At 40.8% G+C, this 23,715-nt stretch carries 23 protein-coding genes; all 23 read left to right on the top strand.

Annotated elements, in window-relative coordinates; all coding sequences use genetic code 11:
• Positions 1 to 3: 3 nt before the first annotated feature.
• The 23 genes from fliF to WNY98_RS12620 all read left to right on the top strand — a co-directional run bounded on the left by fliF (position 4) and on the right by WNY98_RS12620 (position 23,715).
• On the top strand, positions 4 to 1,719 hold the full coding sequence (gene fliF, locus WNY98_RS12730; protein ID WP_024606216.1) for a flagellar basal-body MS-ring/collar protein FliF: 1,716 nt from the start codon (positions 4 to 6) through the stop codon (positions 1,717 to 1,719).
• On the top strand, positions 1,712 to 2,752 hold the full coding sequence (gene fliG, locus WNY98_RS12725; RefSeq protein ID WP_007581881.1) for a flagellar motor switch protein FliG: 1,041 nt from the start codon (positions 1,712 to 1,714) through the stop codon (positions 2,750 to 2,752). The genes fliF and fliG overlap by 8 nt, the downstream gene beginning before the upstream one ends.
• Before the next feature lie 3 nt (positions 2,753 to 2,755).
• Entirely contained in the window at positions 2,756 to 3,562 is an 807-nt protein-coding gene (gene fliH, locus WNY98_RS12720) for a flagellar assembly protein FliH (RefSeq protein ID WP_076923508.1), read from the top strand.
• Between the two features lie 18 nt (positions 3,563 to 3,580).
• Positions 3,581 to 4,915 (top strand): flagellar protein export ATPase FliI, encoded by a 1,335-nt coding sequence (gene fliI, locus WNY98_RS12715; RefSeq protein ID WP_002959338.1) that lies wholly within the window; start codon positions 3,581 to 3,583, stop codon positions 4,913 to 4,915.
• A complete protein-coding gene (gene fliJ, locus WNY98_RS12710; protein WP_010553907.1) occupies positions 4,915 to 5,361 on the top strand; it encodes a flagellar export protein FliJ in 447 nt (148 codons plus the stop codon). Before fliI ends, fliJ begins: the two co-directional genes overlap by 1 nt.
• Before the next feature lie 89 nt (positions 5,362 to 5,450).
• A complete protein-coding gene (locus tag WNY98_RS12705) occupies positions 5,451 to 7,550 on the top strand; it encodes a flagellar hook-length control protein FliK (RefSeq protein WP_342878058.1) in 2,100 nt (699 codons plus the stop codon).
• A gap of 57 nt (positions 7,551 to 7,607) precedes the next feature.
• Positions 7,608 to 8,138, top strand: coding sequence for a flagellar basal body-associated protein FliL (fliL, locus tag WNY98_RS12700; protein WP_024599213.1), 531 nt, complete (start codon positions 7,608 to 7,610; stop codon positions 8,136 to 8,138).
• Positions 8,139 to 8,147: 9 nt separating this feature from the next.
• Positions 8,148 to 9,239 (top strand): flagellar motor switch protein FliM, encoded by a 1,092-nt coding sequence (fliM, locus tag WNY98_RS12695; protein ID WP_024599212.1) that lies wholly within the window; start codon positions 8,148 to 8,150, stop codon positions 9,237 to 9,239.
• A 20-nt stretch (positions 9,240 to 9,259) separates the two neighbouring features.
• Positions 9,260 to 9,658 (top strand): flagellar motor switch protein FliN, encoded by a 399-nt coding sequence (gene fliN, locus WNY98_RS12690; RefSeq protein ID WP_024599211.1) that lies wholly within the window; start codon positions 9,260 to 9,262, stop codon positions 9,656 to 9,658.
• A complete protein-coding gene (gene fliO, locus WNY98_RS12685; RefSeq protein WP_007377952.1) occupies positions 9,655 to 10,038 on the top strand; it encodes a flagellar biosynthetic protein FliO in 384 nt (127 codons plus the stop codon). Before fliN ends, fliO begins: the two co-directional genes overlap by 4 nt.
• 4 nt (positions 10,039 to 10,042) lie before the next feature.
• Positions 10,043 to 10,783, top strand: coding sequence for a flagellar type III secretion system pore protein FliP (gene fliP, locus WNY98_RS12680; RefSeq protein ID WP_197238254.1), 741 nt, complete (start codon positions 10,043 to 10,045; stop codon positions 10,781 to 10,783).
• A gap of 40 nt (positions 10,784 to 10,823) precedes the next feature.
• Positions 10,824 to 11,093: a flagellar biosynthesis protein FliQ gene (fliQ, locus tag WNY98_RS12675; RefSeq protein ID WP_002959325.1), complete on the top strand. Its 270-nt coding sequence runs from the start codon at positions 10,824 to 10,826 to the stop codon at positions 11,091 to 11,093.
• A 2-nt stretch (positions 11,094 to 11,095) separates the two neighbouring features.
• The gene (fliR, locus tag WNY98_RS12670; RefSeq protein ID WP_007585805.1) at positions 11,096 to 11,875 is read left to right on the top strand and encodes a flagellar biosynthetic protein FliR; all 780 of its coding nucleotides are present in this window, start codon (positions 11,096 to 11,098) and stop codon (positions 11,873 to 11,875) included.
• Positions 11,876 to 11,884: 9 nt separating this feature from the next.
• Complete coding sequence (gene flhB / locus WNY98_RS12665) at positions 11,885 to 13,015, top strand: flagellar biosynthesis protein FlhB (RefSeq protein WP_010553902.1); 1,131 nt, start codon at positions 11,885 to 11,887, stop codon at positions 13,013 to 13,015.
• Positions 13,016 to 13,087: 72 nt separating this feature from the next.
• Positions 13,088 to 15,199, top strand: a complete 2,112-nt coding sequence (gene flhA / locus WNY98_RS12660) for a flagellar biosynthesis protein FlhA (protein ID WP_024599209.1) — start codon at positions 13,088 to 13,090, stop codon at positions 15,197 to 15,199.
• A gap of 21 nt (positions 15,200 to 15,220) precedes the next feature.
• On the top strand, positions 15,221 to 16,705 hold the full coding sequence (gene flhF / locus WNY98_RS12655) for a flagellar biosynthesis protein FlhF (protein WP_342878057.1): 1,485 nt from the start codon (positions 15,221 to 15,223) through the stop codon (positions 16,703 to 16,705).
• Positions 16,698 to 17,558 carry a MinD/ParA family protein gene (locus WNY98_RS12650; RefSeq protein WP_002959312.1) on the top strand — a complete coding sequence of 287 codons (861 nt, stop codon included), beginning with the start codon at positions 16,698 to 16,700 and terminating at the stop codon, positions 17,556 to 17,558. Before flhF ends, WNY98_RS12650 begins: the two co-directional genes overlap by 8 nt.
• Before the next feature lie 26 nt (positions 17,559 to 17,584).
• Complete coding sequence (locus tag WNY98_RS12645) at positions 17,585 to 18,295, top strand: RNA polymerase sigma factor FliA (protein ID WP_024599207.1); 711 nt, start codon at positions 17,585 to 17,587, stop codon at positions 18,293 to 18,295.
• A 40-nt stretch (positions 18,296 to 18,335) separates the two neighbouring features.
• Complete coding sequence (gene cheY, locus WNY98_RS12640) at positions 18,336 to 18,719, top strand: chemotaxis response regulator CheY (RefSeq protein WP_008132609.1); 384 nt, start codon at positions 18,336 to 18,338, stop codon at positions 18,717 to 18,719.
• A 17-nt stretch (positions 18,720 to 18,736) separates the two neighbouring features.
• Positions 18,737 to 19,510, top strand: a complete 774-nt coding sequence (locus WNY98_RS12635) for a protein phosphatase CheZ (protein ID WP_342878056.1) — start codon at positions 18,737 to 18,739, stop codon at positions 19,508 to 19,510.
• Between the two features lie 15 nt (positions 19,511 to 19,525).
• Complete coding sequence (locus tag WNY98_RS12630) at positions 19,526 to 21,733, top strand: chemotaxis protein CheA (protein ID WP_342878055.1); 2,208 nt, start codon at positions 19,526 to 19,528, stop codon at positions 21,731 to 21,733.
• Between the two features lie 58 nt (positions 21,734 to 21,791).
• A complete protein-coding gene (locus WNY98_RS12625) occupies positions 21,792 to 22,958 on the top strand; it encodes a chemotaxis response regulator protein-glutamate methylesterase (RefSeq protein WP_024599204.1) in 1,167 nt (388 codons plus the stop codon).
• Positions 22,951 to 23,715: a flagellar motor protein gene (locus WNY98_RS12620; RefSeq protein ID WP_024599203.1), complete on the top strand. Its 765-nt coding sequence runs from the start codon at positions 22,951 to 22,953 to the stop codon at positions 23,713 to 23,715. The genes WNY98_RS12625 and WNY98_RS12620 overlap by 8 nt, the downstream gene beginning before the upstream one ends.

The raw sequence follows: 23,715 nt of genomic DNA, 5'->3' as shown, positions 1-23,715 counted from the left end.
ATTGTGGCGCAATCTAACCAATCTACAGACCTAGCACTTGCTGGCGGCGGTATCGACCAAAGTGGTGGTGATGATCAACAAGAACAAAAGTCAGGCTACTTAAGTGCTTTAAGTGGTGTTGATGTATTGCGCCAAGTAACACTGGTAATAGCATTAGCGATTTGTTTAGCTATCGCGATTTTCATTATTATTTGGGCTCGTCAGCCAGATATGCGCCCGTTAGGCAAAATGCAAACAGAAGAGCTTATTCAAACATTAGACTTTTTAGATGCGCAAAAAATTGAATATCAACTTGATGGCAATGTTGTCTCGGTTGATGAAAGCGAATACCAAAACATTAAATTGCTAATGACCCGCGAAGGGTTAGAGCAAGGCCCTGCATCTGGCTCCGACATAATTATGCAAGATATGGGCTTTGGTGTAAGCCAACGCTTAGAGCGCGAACGCCTTAAACATGGCCGCGAGCAACAACTTGCCCGCACTATTGAAGAGCTAAATAACATTACTCGCGCCAAAGTATTGTTAGCCATCCCTAAAGAAAACGTATTTGCCCGCAGAGAGAAAAAACCATCCGCTACTGTTGTATTAACACTTAAGCGTGGCCGCTCACTTGACCGTGAAGAGGTAGACTCTGTTGTTGATATGATTGCTTCAGCAGTACAAGGCTTAGAGCCTGCACGTGTTACGGTTACTGACCAAAATGGTCGATTATTAAATTCAGGTTCGCAAAGCTCATTAGCAGCACGCTCTCGTAAAGAATACGATTTAGAACGTAAGCGCGAACAAGAGTATCTTGAAAAAATAGACAGTATTTTAATACCGGTTGTTGGGCTTGCAAACTATACAGCTCAAGTTGATTTGAGTATGGATTTTAGCTCGATTGAGGAAACTCAAAAGCGTTATAACCCAGACTTACCAGCGGTTAGAAGCGAAACCACATTTGAAGAAAATAACATTGGCGGCCTAGCTGTTGGTATTCCAGGTGCGCTTACAAATCAGCCACCGCTAAATTCAAATATTCCTGAGGTTGCGGGGCAAGGTGGTGCAGGCACAGCTACTTCTCCAACACGTAGCCATAAAGAAGCTACACGTAATTATGAACTCGATACTACCATTTCGCACAAGCGCCAACAAAGTGGTGTTATACGCAGAATAAGCGTATCGGTTGCTGTTGACTATATTCCTAAAGTGGGAGAAAACGGCGAAACAACCATGGCTCCACGCTCGGTTGAAGCATTGTCAAATATTCGTCGCTTACTACAAGGCGGTGTGGGCTTTGATATGCAACGTGGTGATGCACTTGAAGTAGTAACAGTGCCGTTTGTACGTGAAGCAACAGATTTAGCTATAGAAGTGCCACTGTGGGAACAAGACTGGTTTATGAAAATAGCCCGCCTTGTATTGGGCGCCTTAGTTATCATTGTATTAATAATGGCAGTGGTAAAACCAATGCTTAAACGCTTGATTTACCCAGACGATACACTAGAAGAATACGACGAAGATGCACTAAGCTCAGGCGTAGATATTGGCGACAACACGCTTGATATGCTAAATAAAGACTTTGATTCTGCTTCGGTTGGTTTCTCAAGTGATGGTACACTGCAGTTACCGGATTTACATGGCGACGAAGATCTACTTAAAGCAATTCGTGCCCTTGTAGCTAACGAACCAGAACTATCATCACAAGTAGTGAAAGCGTGGTTAACAGAAGATGACTGATCAAGAACAAAAACAACTCCCGCCAGCCTTTGATGTTGATAAGCTAGATGGGGTAGATAAAGCCGCTATATTACTTTTGAGTTTATCAGAAGAAGATGCCGCGCAAATCCTTAAACACTTAGAACCTAAACAGGTGCAAAAAGTGGGTATGGCGATGGCTGGGCTACAGGATTTATCACAAGCTAAAATAAGCGCTGTACACAACTTGTTTATAGAGCAAATTCAAAGCTTTAGTACCATTGGTTTTCAGTCAGAAGATTTTATTAAAAAAGCGCTTACAGCCGCTCTTGGTGAAGACAAAGCTGCTAGCCTTATTGACCAAATTGTTATGGGCTCAGGCGCTAAAGGCCTGGATTCATTAAAATGGATGGACTCTAAGCAGGTAGCAAACATTATTCGTAATGAGCATCCACAAATTCAAACCATTGTATTATCGTATTTAGAGCCAGAACAGTCAGCTGAGATTATTGCTCAGTTCCCTGAAAAAGTACGCTTAGATTTAACTATGCGTATTGCAAACCTTGAAGAAGTTCAGCCAGCAGCACTGCAAGAGCTAAACGAAATCATGGAAAAACAATTTGCCGGCCAAGCAGGTGCGCAAGCTGCTAAAATGGGCGGCTTAAAAGCTGCTGCAGATATTATGAACTACCTAGATACCAACGTAGAAGGGCAGTTAATGGATTCTATTCGTGAACATGACGAAGAGATGTCGCAGCAAATTCAAGACTTAATGTTTGTGTTTGAAAACTTAATGGATGTTGAAGACCGTGGTATTCAAGCAATCCTACGAGAAGTACAACAAGACGTATTAATGAAAGCAATTAAGGGCACCGACGATGCCCTTAAAGATAAAATACTGGGCAATATGTCTAAGCGTGCAGCCGAAATGCTTGCTGATGATTTAGAAGCTATGGCACCTGTTCGTATAAGTGAAGTAGAAGCGGCGCAAAAAGAGATTTTATCAACAGCGCGTCGTTTATCTGACTCAGGTGAAATTCAGCTGGGCGGCGGCGGTGGCGAGGAGTTCCTGTAAACCATGAGCAAACTCAAAGGGCGCACTCTTCACGCTGATGAAGCAGATGAACTATTAAAAAACTGGGCTATACCGGATGTAGCACCAGATGAGAGCAGCTTTGGCAATCGCTCTACAGCTTACGGCACACCGCTTAGTGAGCTGTACAAAAAAGAATTAGCTGAAGAAATGCCAATTGATGAGCCACAAGAGCCAGAACTCCCTGCGCTTACCATGGTTGAGCTTGAACGCATTAGACAAGACGCGTACGAAGAAGGCCTCAAACAAGGTCATGAGCAAGGCTACATAGACGGCTTTGAAAAAGGCGTTGGCGAAGGTAAAGAAGCAGGTTACAAAGAAGGGTTAGAGCAAGGTAAAACACAAGGCCTTGAAGATGTAAAACCATTAATTGAAGAGCAGTTAACAAGTTTAAAAGCCATTTTAGAGGGGCTAACTGCACCGCTAGATAAAGTGGACGAACAAGCTGAGAAGCAATTAGTACAACTTGCTAGCATGTTGGCGGAAGCTGTTATTTATCAAGAAGTAAAAACATCGCCAGATGTGATTTTACACACGTTAAAGCAAAGTATTAATTCACTTAATGCGGAGCAAGAAAAAGTACGAATCCATTTAAACCCCGAAGACTTAGAACTCATAAAAGAGAGCTACGGCGAACAAACCATTATTGACAATAACTGGCAACTAATGGCAGAACCCACTCTTGAACGCGGTGGCTGTGAAGTTAAAACAGCGCAATCGTCACTCGATATGACTCTAAAAACACGTGTCAAAGAAACGTTGGATAGTTTTTTGCATAATAGTGGTATCTAACTATTTTATTGGCGTGTTATGTCAACTCAACGTGCACCTTTAAGCGAACGCTTATCTCAATATCAACAACATATTAAAACCCCAGCGCCTGCTGTAGCAGGTATTTTAACGCGTGTTGTTGGCCTTACCCTTGAGGCTAGAGGTTTACGTGCACCCGTTGGTAGCCAATGTAAAATAGAAACCATGAACGGCTTTGTAGACGCCGAAATAGTCGGTTTTAACGACCAAACTTTGTACTTAATGCCTAACGACCATATTTCTGGTGTACTACCTGGTGCGCGTGTTATTCCTCAAGTTAATAACTTAGGTTTGCCTGTAGGGATGAGCTTATTAGGCCGCGTGGTGGATGGTTTAGGGCGACCGCTAGATGGCCTTGGTAAAATTAATGCTGAGCATCATTTAAAGTTTGCGCAAAATACTATAAACCCGCTTTCTAGAAGACCAATCACTAAGCCTATGGATGTAGGCGTGCGTGCCATAAACTCGGTAATTACAGTAGGGCAAGGCCAGCGTATGGGCTTGTTTGCAGGCTCTGGTGTGGGTAAATCTGTACTACTGGGTATGATGACCCGAGGTAGTGAAGCCGATGTTATTGTTGTTGGCTTGGTGGGGGAGCGTGGCCGCGAAGTAAAAGAATTTATTGAAGAAATACTCGGTGTAGAAGGACGCAAACGCTCAGTTGTTGTCGCAGCACCCGCTGATTCATCACCACTTATGCGTTTAAAAGGCTGCGAGAGCGCCGTAACTATTGCAGAGTATTTTAGAGATCAGGGTTTAAACGTATTATTGTTACTCGATTCGGTAACGCGTTACGCAATGGCGCAACGTGAAATTGCGCTTGCTGTAGGCGAACCGCCGGCAACCAAAGGTTATCCGCCTTCGGTGTTTGCTAAATTACCTGCACTAGTAGAACGCGCCGGTAATGGCGGAGAAGGGCAAGGTTCAATTACTGCCTTTTTTACAGTGCTTAGTGAAGGCGATGATATGCAAGACCCTATTGCTGATGCAGCGCGAGCTATATTAGATGGCCACATTGTATTATCGCGTGATTTAGCCGACAGCGGGCACTATCCCGCTATAGATATAGAAAAGTCGATTTCGCGTGTTATGCCTCAAGTTGTTTCTGAGCCACATATGCAACAAGCCCGAGTGCTTAAGCAAGTATATTCAATGTATCAACAAAACAAAGACATGATTACTTTAGGTGCCTATCAAAAAGGGACCGATCAAATGCTCGACCAAGCCATAAATATGATGCCAAGAGTAAATGCATTTTTACAACAAGGTATGCGAGATGTCATTAGCTACGATGATGGTCTGCAAGGTCTTGCTCAGTTACTAGGACAAGCATAATGGCTAAAAATAAACTCGATTTATTGCTCAAAATTGAAAATGACAAAGAAGAAAGTTTGCGCATGAGTTACTTACAAGCTAATCAAAACTTGCAATCGAATCAACAAAAGCTACAAGGTTTAAATAATTTTAGACTTGAGTACTCTCAGCAGTTGCACCTAAAAGGTAAGTCGGGTTTATCTAGTGCCGGATTTGGGCAGTATCATGCCTTTATAGCTAAAATTGAAGAAGCAATTCGCCAACAAGCAAGTACGGTAAATACCGCTAAGCAAGTTGTTACTCAACGTAAAACGCTATGGCTTAAGCAGCAAATTAAAGCTAAAGCAGTCGCCAAATTAATCGAAAATCAAAAACTTAAAGCAAATGCGTTAATGGCTAAAAATGAGCAAAAAATGTTAGATGAATTTTCAGCTAATCAGTTTTTTCAACGTCGTAAAGCTTTGTAATTCAGGCACGCTAATTGCTTTATTACTTAGTGGGATTCAACTTTTGGCGGTATGCGGTGGCATATTGCCGTAATGGTATTAGGTGATTTATGGCGATGAATAACATTTCGTTTTTAGTTTCTTCTGAAAAAGACTCTTTGTTAGCCTTTAAAGACAATAGCTTAGCTAATAGTGAAGGCGATTTAGGCGCGGAGTTTTTAAGCCAGCTAAACGAAGCGCATAACTCTATGGAGTCTTTGCTTAAAGGCAATAAAAATCCCGATGCCGAAAACTCGATTGCTATTCCTAAGCATAAACAGCCAGAAAAAAATGAAAACCTGAGCGTAAAGCTAGATGAAGAAACAACGGACGAAGTTACTTTTGTGTCTGTTGAGATGCTTGATCAAATTAATTCAGCACAAGCAATGAGCACTTCGGTCAATAAGCCGTTCGATGCAACTAACAGTTTAGAATCAGACAATGCAGAGCTAGAAGCTACACAGGTAGAGAATACCGAAATAGAAAACACAGAATTAAAAAGCACATCAGGAATTGCATCAGCTAATGCAAGTGGCGAAGAAGCGAATGCAGCGAGTGTAGTGCAAAACCCGATTGCCACTAGTGTAGACTCTAAAGCGGCTAAATTAACTGATTCAAAAAGCGATAACTTAAGCTCACCATCTTTAAATTCATTACCATTAAATGAAGGAAAGCATCGTAAAAGTGCTGTTGCTGAGGCAATTGAAGGGCCATTAAACCCTATAAGTAAAAAACCCGATGACAGTTTTGGCTCTATAGTTGATGACACTGAATTAGTTTCAATGGATATTAAGGGACAATTAGCTCAAGATAAATCCGTTGATAAAAGTGCAAAAAATATAGTGTTGCCAACACCAGTGCCTACGCCAGTGGTTCCATCTGTAGCGACACCTTCTTTAACTGAATCAGAAACAATGCAAACAAGTTCACAGACATCTGAGAGCGAAAAAGGCGCAGCAATTGACGCCTTAATAGCTAAAGATGCGAGCTTAATTAAAGCTAATAATGTTATTGCTAGTTTAACGCCAGAGCAGCGCTCACAACTTAATATGCAAGTTAAGGTGTTAGAAAATACTGATTCAATGAACGGCGCGACTAGCAGTACTGCTGATCTCAAGCAAATGCTTGCGCAATTTATTACTGATAACGAAAAAGCACAGAGCAAAGTAACTAAACACTCTTTTAGCACAGAAATAAATTCACTTAATACAGCTGAAAAACAAAGCTTATTAACGCAATTAAACGCTTATATTAAAACAGAGCAGCCTAAAGGCGAACAGTTGTCAGCGCTTAAGCAAGCAGTTAATGAGTTAAAAGCTTCAATTGAAATAGGACTTGCCGACACAGCTAAATCAGACTCAAAAACGTTTGTAGCGTCAGAGACTCCTAATACAGTATATAATCCACAAAAGTTAAGCTTAAAGACATCGACAAACGAAGGGGCTGATTTAAATAAAGCCGTAACAACCTCAGCTGAGGGTGATGATTTATTAAAATCACTTGAAGAATTACAAAAAGATGGCCTTAAAAAAATAACTGCAGAACAAACACCTGCACGCGTAGCACAAGTATTTACGCAAATTACAGCTGCTTTAAATACTCAGCAAACGAGCACATTAAGCCAATACGACTCATTAAGTTACGAGCAGAGCTTACTTGATACCCAAATAATACAAACTCAACAATTACAAAGTACATCGCAAGTTAAGCAAGTAAGTATTGATCCTGGCGTAATGCAGGCAATTAATATTGTTAAAAGTGATGCAGCTAAATTATTGCAAGAGCGCGTCAGCTCAATGCTGAGCATTAATAACAAAGAAGCAGAAATTCGTTTAGATCCTCCCGAAATGGGCAGTATGCAAATACGTATTCGTAGCGATGCAGAACAAGCACATATAAACTTTGTAGTACAAAACCAGCAAGCCAAAGAAGCACTTGAACAATCAATGCCGCGCTTACGTGAAATGTTAGCGCAACAGGGATTAGAGCTTGGTGAAAGCACTATTTCTTATGGACAATCAGGTGGTGAAACTGCTGAGCACAGTGAAGGTGGAACTCAAGGTAATTTGGCTAATAATAAGTCAGTTAATGATGAAAACGACGAGCAAGCAAATAACACTGCACAAAGTTCTCGACAACAAACTTCATCATCAATAGATTACTATGCCTAAGTACTGCTATTATAATAGTTAAAACAAGCAAGTACCTTTGCGATTAAAGGAATCATGATGGCTGAAGAAGCAAGTTTAGAAATTGAAGAAACCGGTAAAAGCAAAAAGAAACTCATAATAATTATAGTGGCTGTACTACTTATAATAGGTGGTGCTGCGGGTTACTTTTTTATGTCAGGTTCGGATGCGTCAGTTGAAACCTTGGATGAAGAAACTGCAATATCAGCAGATACCCCCTCAGCTGAGCCTAGTGATTCAGCTGAAATAGGCAGTGCTTTATATGTTGCGATGCCACGCCCATTTGTATTTAATGTGCCTGGCTCAAGTCGCGACAGAATTGTGCAAATTAAAGTACAGTTATTAGTACGTGGTGAAGTAAACGAAGAAACCGCTAAAAAACATATTCCGCTAATAGAAGGGACGCTACTAAGTGTGTTTTCTACTACAACAGCCGATGAGTTAAGTACGAGTTCTGGTAAAGAAACACTTCGTTTTTCTGCACTTGAAAAGGTACAAAAAGCCTTGATGGATGTTGAAGGCAGCAAAGTAATTGAGCGGGTATTGTTTACCGGCTTTGTGATGCAATAAGGGGTTAGCGTGAGCGATTTATTATCCCAAGACGAAATTGATGCGCTATTACACGGCGTTGATGACGTTGAAGAGGAAGATATACACGAAGGTGAAGACGGCGGGGGAAGTACGCTTCAGTACGATTTTTCTTCGCAAGATCGGATCGTGCGTGGTCGTATGCCGACACTGGAAATTGTTAATGAACGCTTTGCTCGTCATATGCGAATTAGCCTATTTAACATGATGCGCCGCACCGCAGAGGTGTCTATTAACGGCGTGCAAATGATTAAATTTGGTGAGTATATCCATACTCTGTTTGTTCCAACCAGCTTAAATATGGTGCGTTTTAGACCGCTGAAAGGTACCGGCCTTATTACCATGGAAGCACGACTTGTGTTTATTTTGGTAGATAACTTTTTTGGTGGTGACGGGCGTTATCATGCAAAAATTGAAGGCCGAGAATTTACGCCTACAGAACGTCGTATTGTGCAAATGCTCCTTAAGATCATTTTTGAAGATTATAAAGAAGCATGGGCACCGGTTATGGATGTATCGTTTGAATATCTCGATTCTGAAGTAAACCCAGCTATGGCTAATATTGTAAGCCCAACCGAGGTTGTGGTTATTAGTTCTTTTCATATTGAACTCGATGGTGGCGGTGGCGATTTTCATATTGCACTTCCATATTCAATGCTTGAGCCAATTCGAGAGCTGTTAGACGCGGGTGTTCAATCTGATACTGAAGATACTGATTTACGTTGGAGCAAAGCACTTCGCGACGAAATAATGGATGTAGAGGTTGATATGTCGACTCAGTTACTTGAAGTCGATTTAACCTTAAGGCAGATTATGGAACTCAAAACTGGCGATATTATTCCGGTTGAAATGCCTGAGCATATAACCGTATTTGTTGAGGAATTACCTACATTTAGAGCCAAGATGGGCCGCTCTCGCGATAATGTTGCGCTTCAAATTAGTGAAAAAATTAAACGACCTGATTCAGTTAAATCTGAGCTGCATGTATTTACCAAAGGCGGCAAGAAAATTGACTCAGATGCAGAATTAGCAGAACTAGAAGATGATTTACACCTCTCTGACGGTGTAGACTTAGACTGGTAATTGATTAAAAGGTTAAAAGTATGAGCGATGATCAAGATACAATGGACGAATGGGCAGCAGCATTAGCAGAAGCCGAAGGTCCAGATGATAGTAGCGAAGCACATGTTGCAGAGCTTGATGAGTTAAGTGATTCAAAACACGAAATGAGTGGCGATGAAAAACGAAAACTCGACACTATTTTAGATATCCCCGTTACTATTTCAATGGAAGTAGGGCGCTCTAAAATTAATATTCGTAACTTACTGCAACTCAACCAAGGCTCTGTTGTTGAGCTTGACCGTGTTGCGGGCGAGCCGCTAGACGTACTAGTTAACGGTACTTTGATAGCTCATGGCGAAGTAGTTGTAGTAAACGACAAGTTTGGTATTCGCTTAACTGACGTGATAAGCCAAGTAGAGCGGATCAAAAAACTACGATGAGCTTATTAGTTGCTTTAACTAGTTCCGTTTTTTCAAAAGCAGATGTGGCAACACCAACTGGAGATATACTCTCTATGGTGCTGTCGCTTGTAATGGTGCTGGTACTGATTATTGTGCTGGCATTTTTTGTTAAAAAGCTTAATCCAAATTTAGCTAACAGCGATGAATTTAAAGTAGTCAGAAGCCTGCCTTTGGGTTCTCGTGAGCGTTTAATGGTTGTTGAGATAGATAATGCTCAGCACTTACTTGGTGTAACTCCCCACAGTATTAATTACTTACACAAGTTAGAAACCCCATTAAGTGAAAAAGAACTGCCTGAACTCGCTAAACGATTTGGTAAACTTTTAAACCCGCAATCAAACCAAAATAAAAAGAATTAAACCTATGACAAAGTGGCTGCTTATTATTTTTGCCATGGTGTTTGTACCGAGTGTAAGTGCAGAGGGAATTGATGCGCTTACTATTACAACAAACGCTGATGGCACACAAGATTACTCAGTAACGTTACAAGTTTTAGCCATTATGACGGCGCTGAGTTTTATACCGGCTGCCATAATTATGATGACCTCATTTACACGGATTATTGTTGTACTCGCTATTTTGCGCCAAGCAATTGGTTTACAGCAAACACCGTCAAACCAAGTGTTATTAGGCATGTCGCTTTTTTTAAGTATTTTTATAATGTCGCCTATTTATCAGCAGGTAAACGAGCGAGCGATAGAACCTTACTTAAATGAGCAGGTTACATCAGTAGAGGCATTAGAGCTTGCTAAAGAGCCAATGAAAGCCTTTATGCTTTCTCAAGTGCGTTTAAAAGATTTAGAAACATTTGCTAAAATTGCCGGTTACGATCAGCTAGATTCACCAAAAGACACGCCACTAATAGTCTTGATTCCGGCATTTGTAACCAGTGAACTGCAAACCGCATTTATAATCGGTTTTATGTTTTTTATCCCATTTTTAATTGTTGATTTAGTGGTCGCCTCGGTATTAATGGCGATGGGTATGATGATGCTTTCACCCATGATTGTGTCCTTGCCGTTTAAAATTATGTTATTTGTACTTGTAGACGGCTGGAGCTTAGTGATGGGGACTCTAGCCAAAAGCTTTGGTTTAGGGACTTAGTATGCAAAGCATTAACATGACTCAACAATAGGAGTACAACATGGAACCGGAAATTTTTGTTGATATTCTAAGTGACGCGCTGTTTTTAGTTATTAAATTGGTGTCTGCAATTGTAGTCCCAGGCTTAATTATTGGTTTAGTTGTGGCTGTGTTTCAGGCCGCAACGTCAATCAATGAACAAACACTGAGCTTTTTACCTCGTTTATTAATTACTATTAGTGCGCTAATTGTTGGTGGGCACTGGCTTACTCAAGAACTAATGGACTTTTTTACTCGCCTAGTATTACTTATTCCTGAAATTGCAGGTTAAATGTGGAATATCCATTTGCTGTCGTTATTCAATGGTTGAGCGATTTTTTGCTGCCGCTGGTACGCATTAGCTCAATGATTATGATTATGGCGGGCTTAGGGGCTAAAAATGTTCCTACGCGTATAAAAATGGGTTTATCAGTTGTTGTAACTTTTGTTGTTGTTCCCGTCTTACCGCCAGCTACATTCACTAATTTATTTTCGTTTGAGATGATTTTAGTGGTTATTCAACAAATGTTGATTGGTGTTGCTATTGGTTTTGCATCTATACTTTTACTAAATACTTTTGTGTTAGCAGGGCAAATACTTGCGATGCAAACCGGTTTAGGTTTTGCTTCGGTTATTGACCCTTCTAATGGTGCGAGTGTGCCTGCTGTAGGTCAGTTTTTCCTTATTTTGGCCACCCTGTTATTTTTTGCTTTTAACGGTCATTTAATGATGATTCAAATGGTAGTGCATAGTTTTCAAGTGCTACCCATTGATGGCACATGGTGGTCTGTAGATCATTACTGGGACATAGTGACCTGGGGCGGCTGGATGTTTACTACAGCACTAGTACTCTCACTTGCACCGCTTACGGCTATGCTCGTTATTAATATGTCGTTTGGTATTATGACGCGCGCAGCACCGCAATTAAATATTTTCTCTATTGGTTTTCCGTTTACCTTGGTAGCGGGACTCATTATTATTTGGGCGACACTAGGTAACTTTGTTACTCAGTTTGAGTTTCAATGGTTAAAAATGGTTGAGCTAATGTGCACTTTAGTCGGTTGCTCACCTTAGGAGAAAGTCATGTCTGAAGACTCAGGGCAAGAAAAAACAGAAGAACCCACATCCAAAAAGCTTGAAGAATCTAAAAAGAAAGGTCAAATAGCACGCTCAAAAGAGCTAGGTACCATGTTTGTACTTATCTTTTCGGCTATATCGCTTTTGATGTATGGTCCTGAAATTGGCAAAGGTTTATACAATGTAATGGGCCGAACCCTTAGCTTAAACCGTAACGAAGCCTTTGATACCACTAAAATGTTTGCTGTATGGGGAGAGGTTGCAGATGCTTTAATGTTTCCTATGGCTATGTTTGTATTAATTATAGTTTTGGCTGCATTTATTGGGAATACGTTACTAGGTGGTTTTAATTTTAGCTGGGAAGCCGCTGCACCTAAAGCAAGTAAAATGTCGCCAATGAAAGGCTTTAAACGTATGTTTGGCCCGCAAGCGGCTATTGAGCTTGTAAAGTCACTTTTAAAATTTGGTTTGGTTGCAAGTTTTGCTGTGTTTTTAATTAATACTTATTTTGATGAAATACTGCATTTAAGTTTAGAAAGTGCACCAGGTAATATTATTCATGCCTTAGAGATTTTAGGCTGGATGTTTTTAGGCCTTTCATGCACTTTAATTATTATTGCCGCCATCGATGCGCCATTTCAAAGTTATAACCATAACAAACAACTTAAAATGACCATGCAAGAAATTAAAGATGAGTATAAAAACTCTGAAGGTGACCCACAAATAAAAGCGCGTATTAGGCAAACACAAAGGCAAATGTCGCAAAACCGCATGATGCAAGATGTCCCTGACGCTGACGTTATTGTTACCAACCCAACTCACTACTCAGTAGCATTAAAATACGATACAGAGCGTGCAGGAGCGCCTATTGTGCTTGCTAAAGGTATTGATGAAATGGCGATGCAAATTCGAAAAGTAGCAATAGGGAATGAAGTACCAATTTTAGAATCCCCTATGTTGACCCGAGCGCTTTACCATACGGCTGAAGTAGGAGAGCAAATACCCGATCAGCTATTTACTGCTGTTGCGCAAGTTTTAGCGTATGTATTTCAGCTTAAGCGCTTTAATAAAGGGCGCGGTAAACGCCCAACTAAGCTTAATAATAAGCTCCCAATCCCCGATGCCTATAAGTATTAAATCGCTAACTTAATAACTTGGAATAGTTATTGCAAATTCTATGTAGTGTCAATTTTTTGAAATTGTAGAATTATGAGTTTTAAAGCGGTATTACAACAACTTAACAGAGACAAAAAAGACTATGCCAAAGGGGTAGGTACTCCTTTGCTTGTGCTTGCTGCCTTGGGAATGGTGATTCTACCGTTACCGCCATTTTTACTCGATATCCTTTTCTCGTTTAATATTGCTCTCGCATTAGTGGTTTTACTCGTGACCGTTTACACGATGAAGCCGGTTGAGTTTGGTATATTCCCCTCTGTATTATTAATCGCTACGATTATGCGCTTAGCGCTTAACGTTGCCAGTACTCGAGTTGTACTACTTGAAGGTCATAACGGAGGAGATTCTGCAGGTAAGGTGATTGAGGCGTTTGGCTCAGTTGTTATTGGTGGTAACTACGCTGTTGGTTTGGTCGTGTTTTTAATCCTGATCATTATTAACTTTGTGGTAATTACTAAAGGTGCAGGGCGTATATCTGAGGTATCTGCACGTTTTACCCTTGATGCAATGCCGGGTAAACAAATGGCAATTGACGCTGATTTAAACGCTGGTTTTATCAGTGCTGAACAAGCGCGTGACCGCCGAGAGGAAGTAACCCGAGAAGCCGATTTTTACGGTTCAATGGATGGTGCGAGTAAATTTGTAAAAGGCGATGCTATTGCAGGTATTGTTATATTAATCATCAACATTGTTGGTGGTTTATTTGTCGGTATGATTCAGCACAATTTGAGTTTTGGCGACGCAATGGAAGTATATACATTACTTACCATTGGTGATGGCTTAGTTGCTCAGCTCCCTTCTTTACTACTTTCAATTGGTACTGCGATTGTTGTAACACGCCAAAATGAGTCGCTCAATATGGGGGACCAATTTAAGAAGCAACTTGGTAACGAAAAATCTCTCTTCATTGCTTCAGGTATTTTGATCATCATGGGCTTAGTGCCTGGTATGCCACATTTTGCTTTTTTAAGTTTAGGTGCGTTACTTGGTTATTTAGCTTACTACACGCAGCAAAGTAAACTAAAAGCCGCTGCAGCAGAAGCTGAAGAAGCCGCCAGTGGTGGAAGCGCTGCAACGGGTATTGCTAATAAACAAGAGCAAAAAGAACTTGGCTGGGATGACGTTCAACAAGTTGATGTAATTGGCCTAGAAGTAGGTTACAGATTAATTCCGTTGGTAGATCAATCTCAAGGTGGTGAGCTACTTAATCGTATTAAAGGTGTACGTAAAAAGCTTTCTCAAGAGCTTGGCTTTTTAGTACCACCTGTGCACATTCGCGACAATTTAGAGCTTGACCCTAATGCTTACAGAATAACGCTAATGGGTGTTTCAACAGGTGAAAGCGAACTTAAACATGGCGACGAGCTGGCGATTAATCCAGGGCAAGTATTTGGCCCAATTAAAGGCGTTGAAACTAAAGACCCTGCATTTGGTCTTGATGCAGTATGGATAAAACCAGATCAAAAAGATGAAGCTCAATCACTAGGTTACACCGTTGTAGATTCAGCCACGGTAGTTGCCACTCATATCAGCCAGTTATTAACTAACAGTGCGGCGTTACTACTAGGGCACGAAGAAGTTCAGAACCTGCTTGATATGCTTGCTAAAAGCCACCCTCGCTTAGTTGAAGGACTAGTACCAGATGTGTTGCCATTAACTGCAATTGTAAAAGTACTGCAAAATTTATTGAATGAAGGCGTTGCTATTCGCGATATGCGCTCAATTGTTCAAACCCTAGTTGAGTATGGCCCGCGTAGCCAAGACCCTGATGTATTAACGGCTGCAGTGCGTATTTCTCTGCGTAGATTAATTGTTCAAGATGCGGTTGGTATGTCATCAGAAATCCCTGTCATAACCTTGGCACCTGAGTTGGAACAGATGTTGCATCAGTCATTACAAAATGCAGGCGATGAAGGTGCCGGTATTGAGCCAGGACTTGCAGAGCGACTTCAAGTGTCATTGACACAAGCTCATCAAAATCAAGAAATGGCCGGTGAACCTTCTATATTGCTAACGTCAGGAATGTTACGCACTGTGTTATCTCGTTTTGTTAAGTACACCATTCCAGGATTAAGAGTGATGTCTTATCAAGAGGTACCAGACGAAAGACAGATCAAGATCGTTAGCTCAGTAGGCCAACAATAAGATTTTAAAAGGGGTTGAATCATGAAAATTAAACGTTTTTTTGCTAAAGATATGCGCACAGCACTTAAAGAAGTTAAAGATGAGTTAGGTGTTGATGCGGTTATTATGTCAAATAAAAAGCTGGCTAACGGTGTAGAAATTGTAGCGGCAGTTGATTATGACAAAGCAGCCCCTAAAGCAACAGCGCAACCACAAGGCAATGCAGAGTCGCGTGCTCAAGCGCCGCAGCAAAGTATGCACAACTTTGTAAAATCAGAACCTCAGCGTGCCAAACCTGAACCTCAAGCAAAAGTAGCAGATAGCTTACAAGCCTTATTAGAGCGTCAATCACCGCGTCCTCGCTCCCCAGAGCTTGCGTCAATGTTTTCTCAATCAGGTATTGATACTACAGATAACTACCAGGAACCTGCAGCTAAAGCGCGTCCTACTAATAATATGTTTGCACGTGATGATGTAGCCCCTGCACGTCCTCATACGCAAGCCGATAGCTTAGGTTTTGACGATTTAGACAGCGACTTTGATGATTTAGACAGCCCAGTAACTGCTCGCCAGCAAAAACCTAATAATGAAAGCGAAGAAATGACAACAATGCGTGAAGAAATGAACGCAATTCGTCAGTTATTAGAGCATCAAGTATCGGGTTTAATGCAGCAAGATATGGCGCGTCGCGATCCAACACGTGCTTGCATGGTTGATCGTTTAGTCGGTATGGGCATTGATAAAGAAGTAGCACAACAAATGGCATGTTTTGTACCTGATGATGTGTCTCGTCAACAAGGCTGGAAAGCATTGTTAACGATGGTCGAAGATCAAATGCAAACAACCAATAATGAAATACTTCGCCAAGGTGGTGTATATGCATTAGTAGGTCCAACCGGTGTAGGTAAAACAACAACTGTGGCTAAGCTTGCAGCGTTAGGCGCACAAAAATATGGCGCTGATAAAGTGGCGTTAATAACCACTGATACGTACAGAATTGGAGCCTATGAGCAACTTGCAACATATGGCCGTATTATTGGTTGTGGTGTAAAACAAGTTAAAGATGCTAATGAATTAGCTGAAGTTTTATATCATTTACGAAATAAACGTCTAGTATTAATTGATACAGCAGGTATGAGCCAACGAGATTTACGTTTAACTGAGCAGTTAAACACGTTAATGCGCAACCAACGTGTGGATATTCGCAGCTACCTAGTACTAAGCGCGACAGCACAAATTAATGTATTACAAGAAACAGTACGTCACTTTAAAAAAGTACAGTTAAGTGGTTGTATTTTCACTAAGTTAGATGAATCATTGAGTTTGGGTGAGATTATTAGTATTGCGATTCAAAATCGTCTTCCAATAGGGTATCTTACTAACGGTCAACGAGTACCAGAAGATATTCGTGTTGCAAATGCTGAAAAACTAGTGAAAAAGGCTGAGCAATTATATCTAAAAAGAATAAAAGCACAACATTCAAGGCACCAAGCAGTGGCGCCAAGTACAGTAGGGATGTATGATTAACACAGTATTAGATCAAGCAAGCGGCCTGCGCAAGATGAGTCAAAACAATAACAACGGCGTAAAAGTTATCGCTGTAACCGGTGGTAAGGGTGGAGTAGGGAAAACAAATGTTTCTCTAAATACAGCTATTGCACTAGGGCAACAAGGTAACAGAGTATTAGTGCTGGATGCTGACTTAGGTTTAGCAAACTGTGATGTAATGCTTGGTTTACGTGTAGAGCGTAATTTATCACACGTTTTGTCTGGTGAATGTGAGCTTGACGAAATTTTAGTTGAAGGCCCAGCAGGTATTAAAATTGTACCCGCTACGTCTGGTTCGCAAAGTATGGTGGAGCTATCGCCATCTGAGCATGCTGGACTAATTCGTGCGTTTAGCGAATTAAATACCGAATTTGATATTTTAATTGTAGATACCGCCGCTGGTATTTCAGACATGGTACTGAGCTTTTCTCGCGCGGCACAAGATGTAATGGTTGTCGTGTGCGATGAACCAACATCAATAACGGATGCTTACGCACTTATTAAAGTATTAAGCCGTGAGCACGGTGTTTATAAGTTTAAAATTGTCGCCAATATGGTCCGCAGTATGCGTGAAGGCACCGAATTATTTGCAAAGCTTTCTAAAGTAACAGATCGCTTTTTAGATGTATCAATGGAGCTAGTCGCAACGGTTCCTTATGACGAAAATATGCGCAAAGCAACACGTCGTCAAAAAGTAATCGTAGAACTCTTTCCAAATTCGCCAGCCGCTCTTGCGTTTAAAACACTGGCAACAAAAGCAGTTAAATGGCCAATACCAAATCAACCATCTGGGCATTTAGAGTTTTTCATTGAGAAACTAGTAAACGGCTAATTATGACAACACTGGTGAATAGAGCTATGGGATATCAATCAACACAAAACTTAAATGTGATTGTTGAGAAACATGCATCACTTGTAAAAAAAGTGGCATGTCATCTAATTGCTCGATTACCACCTAGCGTTCAGCTTGATGATTTAATTCAATCAGGAATGATAGGTTTAATAGAAGCTTCAAAAAACTTTGATGCAACAAAAGGTGCAAGCTTTGAGACCTTTGCTGGTATTCGTATTCGCGGTGCTATGCTTGATGAAATGCGCCGTGGTGATTGGGCTCCTCGTTCAGTACACCGTAAAAGCCGACAAGTTGCAGAAGCAATTACTGGGCTCGAAAGTAGTCTGAACCGCGAACCAACAGATACAGAAGTTGCTGAAAAACTTGAAATTTCGCTCAATGAGTACCATCATATTTTAAATGATGTTAATACCAGTAAAGTATTAGGCATAGAAGACCTTGGTGTCGATGAGGATGTTATTACTCCCGTAGGCCAAGATTTAGCGCTAGACAAACCTTTTAATAATGTTAAAAATGACCGGTTTAATGAGTCTCTGCTAAGCGCAATAAAGTCATTACCAGAGCGTGATGCAATGGTACTTTCTTTGTACTATAACGATGAAATGAATTTAAAAGAAATAGGACATATACTCGATGTAAGCGAATCGCGTGTAAGTCAGATACATGGTCAGGCGATGATTAAGCTTAAAGCTAAAATCAATGACTGGATAAACTAGTAGTAAGTAAACTAAGGTTAATACCTCACTGGGGGATGTTTTGGATAAAAACATGAAAATTCTTGTAGTTGATGATTTTTCAACGATGAGACGAATTATAAAAAACCTATTACGTGACTTAGGTTTCACTAACGTTCAAGAAGCTGATGACGGGTCTACAGCTTTGCCTATGTTACAAAATCAAGTATTTGATTTTGTGGTTACAGATTGGAATATGCCTGGAATGCAAGGCATTGACCTTTTAAGAGCAATTCGTGCAGATGATAAGTTAAAACATATTCCTGTATTGATGGTAACGGCAGAAGCTAAAAAAGAACAAATAATAGCTGCAGCGCAAGCTGGCGTTAATGGTTATATTGTTAAGCCGTTTACGGCTGGAACATTAAAAACTAAATTAGAAAAAGTATTTGAACGCTTAGGCTAATGATGGGGGAGAGGCTTATGTCAGCACCAGCTGCGCCTCAAATAACGTTAGAACAAGCTCGTCAACTCGTCATTTTTTTAGAAAACGATGAGCAAGATAAAGCAAATGAGTTGATTTTAGAGACCGCTTCACAAGAGCAGTCTAAATTATTTGCTGAAGTTGGGAAGTTGACTCGTCAACTGCACGAAGCACTTAAAAACTTTGAGCTTGATACTCGCTTAACTAATATAACGACTGATGCTATTCCAGATGCTAAAAAGCGGCTTAATTATGTCATAGAAATGACAGAGAATGCGGCTAATAAAACAATGGATGCTGTTGAGGCTAGTTTACCTATAGCTCAACAACTGGCAGATGAAATATCTCATATCAAACCGACATGGGATCGTTTAATGAGTCGCGAGATTGAGCTTGGTGAGTTTAAACAACTTTGCCATAGTATCGATAAGTTTATGAATAACTCTCATCACAAAACTGATGAGCTTCAAAGCTTAATGACAAATGTACTAATGGCTCAAGATTATCAAGACTTAACGGGTCAAGTTATTCGTCGTGTTATAGAACTTGTTAGAGAAGTAGAAGAAAGCTTACTTCATCTTTTAACAGCTTTTGCTGAACAAGATGATAGTGACAACACAGCGAATAAAGTAGAACAACAAAAAATAAAAGAACCAGTTGCCACACAAACTTTAGCAGGTCCTGAAGGCCCTATTATTGATAAAGAATCGCGTAATGATGTTGTATCTGATCAAGATGAAGTCGATGATCTTTTATCAAGTTTGGGCTTCTAAGAGGAGAGTAACTGCATGTTTGAAGTCGATGAAGATATTTTACAAGACTTTCTTGTAGAGGCAGGAGAAATCCTAGAGCTTTTATCTGAACAGTTAGTTGAACTGGAAAATAATCCAGAAGATACCGAGTTACTAAACGCTATATTTAGAGGCTTTCACACTGTAAAAGGTGGAGCAGGCTTTTTAGCGATGACAGAACTTGTTGATGCTTGCCATGGCGCTGAAAACGTATTTGATTTATTACGTCAAGGCGTGCGAACTGTCAATTCAGAGTTAATGGATGTTATTTTACAAGCGCTCGACACCATTAATGAAATGTTCGCGACTATTCAAAATAGGGATAAGCCAGAACCTGCAGATCCTGAATTACTTCACACCCTCCATATCTTGGGCTTACCTCCAACAGAAGATGAGCTTAATGGAGTCTCTTCACAAACTGAAGTTGAACAGCCTCATAATGAAGTAACTGATACGCCAATAGCTGATGATGAAGATCCGTTTGCATTTGATGAACTATTTAGTGGAACTCCTTCGGTTAGTGACGCTGAGATAGATGAAATCACTGAGGACGAATTTGAAAACTTGCTTGATGAACTACATGGTAAAGGTCAAAGTCCTGTAGTTGAAAAGCCAGCAGTAAGTAGTAGTGATTTTAATGGTGATATTACTGATGATGAATTTGACAGCTTATTAGACGAGTTACACGGTGTTGGCAGTTTTGGTGAGGTTGCGAGTGAAGCACCTGAACAAGATAACGCAGTTAAAGCGCCTGTAGATGCAGCTAAACCAGCCTCAAATACTTCTAATTCATCAGGTGATGAAATTAGTGATGATGAGTTTGAAGCACTCCTTGATGAACTTCATGGCAAAGGTACTGCACCTAAATCAACAGAAAGCGTTCCTGCGGTGAAACAGCCAAATATTCCTGCTAAACCAGCTGAAAAAGCGAGTGTGCCTGCAAGCAAACCTGAACCTGCAAAAGTACCCGTTTCTAAACCGGCAGAAAAACCGGTAGCTAAAGCAGCGCCAGTAACGCCTAAAAAATCAGCACCGCCAGCAGCAGAGACGACAGTTCGCGTAGACACAAAACGACTTGACCAAATTATGAATATGGTTGGTGAGTTAGTACTGGTACGAAACCGTTTGGTTAGTTTAGCTACTAACTCAGACAGTGAAGCCATGGGTAAAGCAATCTCTAACTTAGATGTGGTGACTGCTGATATTCAAGGTGCGGTTATGCAAACGCGAATGCAACCAATTAAAAAGGTATTTGGTCGTTTCCCTCGCGTGGTTCGCGATTTAGCACGCAGCTTAAACAAAGATATTGACCTAAAACTTGTAGGTGAAGAAACTGATTTAGATAAAAACTTGGTTGAAGCCCTTGCTGATCCTCTTGTGCATTTAGTTCGAAACTCAGTTGACCATGGCATCGAAATGCCAGCTGTTCGTGAGGCTGCAGGAAAGCCGAGAACAGGTAATGTTACTTTATCAGCGTCTCAAGAAGGTGACCATATCTTGCTTACCATTAAAGATGATGGCGCAGGTATGGATGCTGAAAAACTGAAAAAAATAGCAATTAGTAAAGGTGTGCTTGATCACGACCAAGCAAGTCGACTTTCTGACACTGAAGCATATAACTTGATTTTTGCACCCGGCTTTTCTACAAAAGAAGAAATATCTGATATTTCAGGCCGTGGTGTTGGAATGGATGTGGTGAAAACTAAAATCACCCAATTAAACGGTTCTGTAAGTATTCAATCTGAGTTAGGCGTCGGTACTATTTTAGAGATTAAAGTACCACTTACCTTAGCTATATTACCAACCTTAATGGTCATTGTTGGCGCACAAACATTTGCGTTACCACTTGCTGGTGTTAGTGAGATATTCAACTTAGATTTAACGAAAACAAATGTGGTAGATGGGCAATTAACAATTATTGTGCGTAAAAAGGCAATACCGTTATTTTACCTCGAGCATTGGTTAGTTAAAGGGTCAGATCGTTCGAAGCGAAAATCACAAGGTCACGTCGTTATCGTGCAAATTGGTACTCAGCAAATTGGTTTTGTTGTTGACTCATTAATAGGTCAAGAAGAAGTTGTCATTAAACCACTTGATGCGTTACTACAAGGTACCCCAGGCATGGCAGGTGCTACAATTACTTCAGATGGTGGCATTGCACTAATTTTAGACGTTCCAAACATGTTAAAACATTACGCAGGCTAATAATAAAGTAGGTATATATTTAATATATACCTACGCATAAATTTAATAAGAGAGCTAAATGGCCGTTAAAGTTTTAGTTGTTGATGATTCAAGCTTTTTTCGCCGTAGAGTAAGCGAAATTCTTGAGCAAGACAGCGACATACAAGTTATAGGCTTTGCTGTTAATGGCAGAGAGGCTGTTGAAAAGGCAGCTCAGCTACGTCCAGATATGATCACTATGGATGTAGAAATGCCTGTGCTTGATGGTATTAGCGCAGTTAAAGAGATAATGGCGAGTAATCCAACGCCGATCTTAATGTTTTCATCTTTAACACGTGATGGCGCGACAGCAACGTTTGATGCGCTAGATGCGGGAGCAATGGATTTCTTACCGAAAAAATTTGAAGACATCGCTCGCAATAATGAAGACGCTATAAAGCTTTTGCAAAATAAAGTGAAAGATATAGGGCGAAGACGCTTACCGCGAACGTTTAAAGCTGCAACGCCACCTAAGTCAGTAATTCCAGCCAAACCAACAACAAGTACACTTTCTCAAAGAACAAGCACACTAACGCCTTCGATAAAACAACCCGATAGAAGCTTTCAAAGAGCAGCACCTAAAGCACCGTCAGGTACAAGTATTGCCTCAATGCGAGCAAGTGGAAAGCAATACCAGCTTGTGGCTATAGGTACTTCTACAGGTGGTCCTGTTGCACTACAAACTATATTAACTCAATTACCAGCTAATTTTCCTCATCCTATTTTGCTTATTCAGCATATGCCTGCGGCTTTTACACCCGCATTTGCGGCACGCTTAAATGGCCTGTGCCAAATAAAAGTGAAAGAAGCGCAACAAGGTGACCGTTTACAGCCTGGGACAGCTTATTTAGCACCCGGCGGACAGCAGATGATGGTAGAAGGGCGTGGCGCAAATAGAACACTGCGGGTATTTGAAGATCATAGTGAGAGAATAAGCTATAAACCGAGTGTGGATGTAACTTTTGCCAGTGCAGCAAAAACGTATCAAGGCGATGTGCTTGCTATTGTTTTAACAGGTATGGGCGCTGATGGACGTGACGGTGCAAGAATGTTAAAACAAACAGGTGCAACTATTTGGGCGCAAGATGAGAAAAGCTGTGTTGTTTATGGAATGCCTCAAGCTATCGCTAATGCGGGACTTTCGAGTGAAAGCTTAGCACTGAATGATGTTGCAGCGCGTATAAAGAGAGAGGTGGGTTGTGGATAAGCTCTCAATATTTGGACTATTTGTAGCACTAGGTGCAATAGGACTAGGTTACTCTTTAGAAGGCGGCGTTGTTTCTGCACTATTTAATGGCCCTGCGCTTATTATTGTATTAGGCGGCACGCTTGGCGCTGTTATGTTACAAACATCGGCCAGTACATTCAAGAAAATGCTAAATATGAGCTCTTGGGTTTTTGTTGCGCCACAATACGATATTGAAGACGCAATAGAGCAAGTTAAACGATGGTCTTATAAGGCGCGTCAAGAAGGTTACTTAGCGCTTGAAAATGAGGCGCTAGCTCATCCAGATGCGTATGCTGCAAAAGGTTTAAGTCTACTTGTAGATGGTTGCTCAGAGCAAAAGCTACGTGACACTCTTGAAATTGACTTACTGTTAGAGCGTGATCGTTTACTTGAAGCCGCACGTGTTTATGAAGCAATGGGAGGCTACAGCCCTACCATTGGTATTTTAGGTGCGGTACTTGGTTTAATACAGGCTATGTCGTTTATTACCGACCCGCAAATGCTTGGTGCGGGTGTTGCTACTGCATTTATTGCGACAATTTATGGTGTTGGTTTAGCTAATTTATTGTTTTTACCTATGGCAAATAAGTTAAAACAGCGTGTAGAGCAAAAAATGCTCTATCATGAAATGCTTGCCGAAGGCGTGATTGCAATAAGTGTTGGCGAAAGCCCAGTAAATATTGAATTAAAGCTTGAAGCCTACCGTGTAGAGCGTCCTAATTTAGTGGACGAATAA

Origin of the sequence: Pseudoalteromonas sp. AS71, assembly GCF_038900275.1 — a bacterium.
Classification (GTDB): Bacteria; Pseudomonadota; Gammaproteobacteria; order Enterobacterales; family Alteromonadaceae; genus Pseudoalteromonas.
The sequence above is the reverse complement of the archived record's forward strand: the minus strand, read 5'-3'. Positions and strand labels throughout refer to the sequence as shown.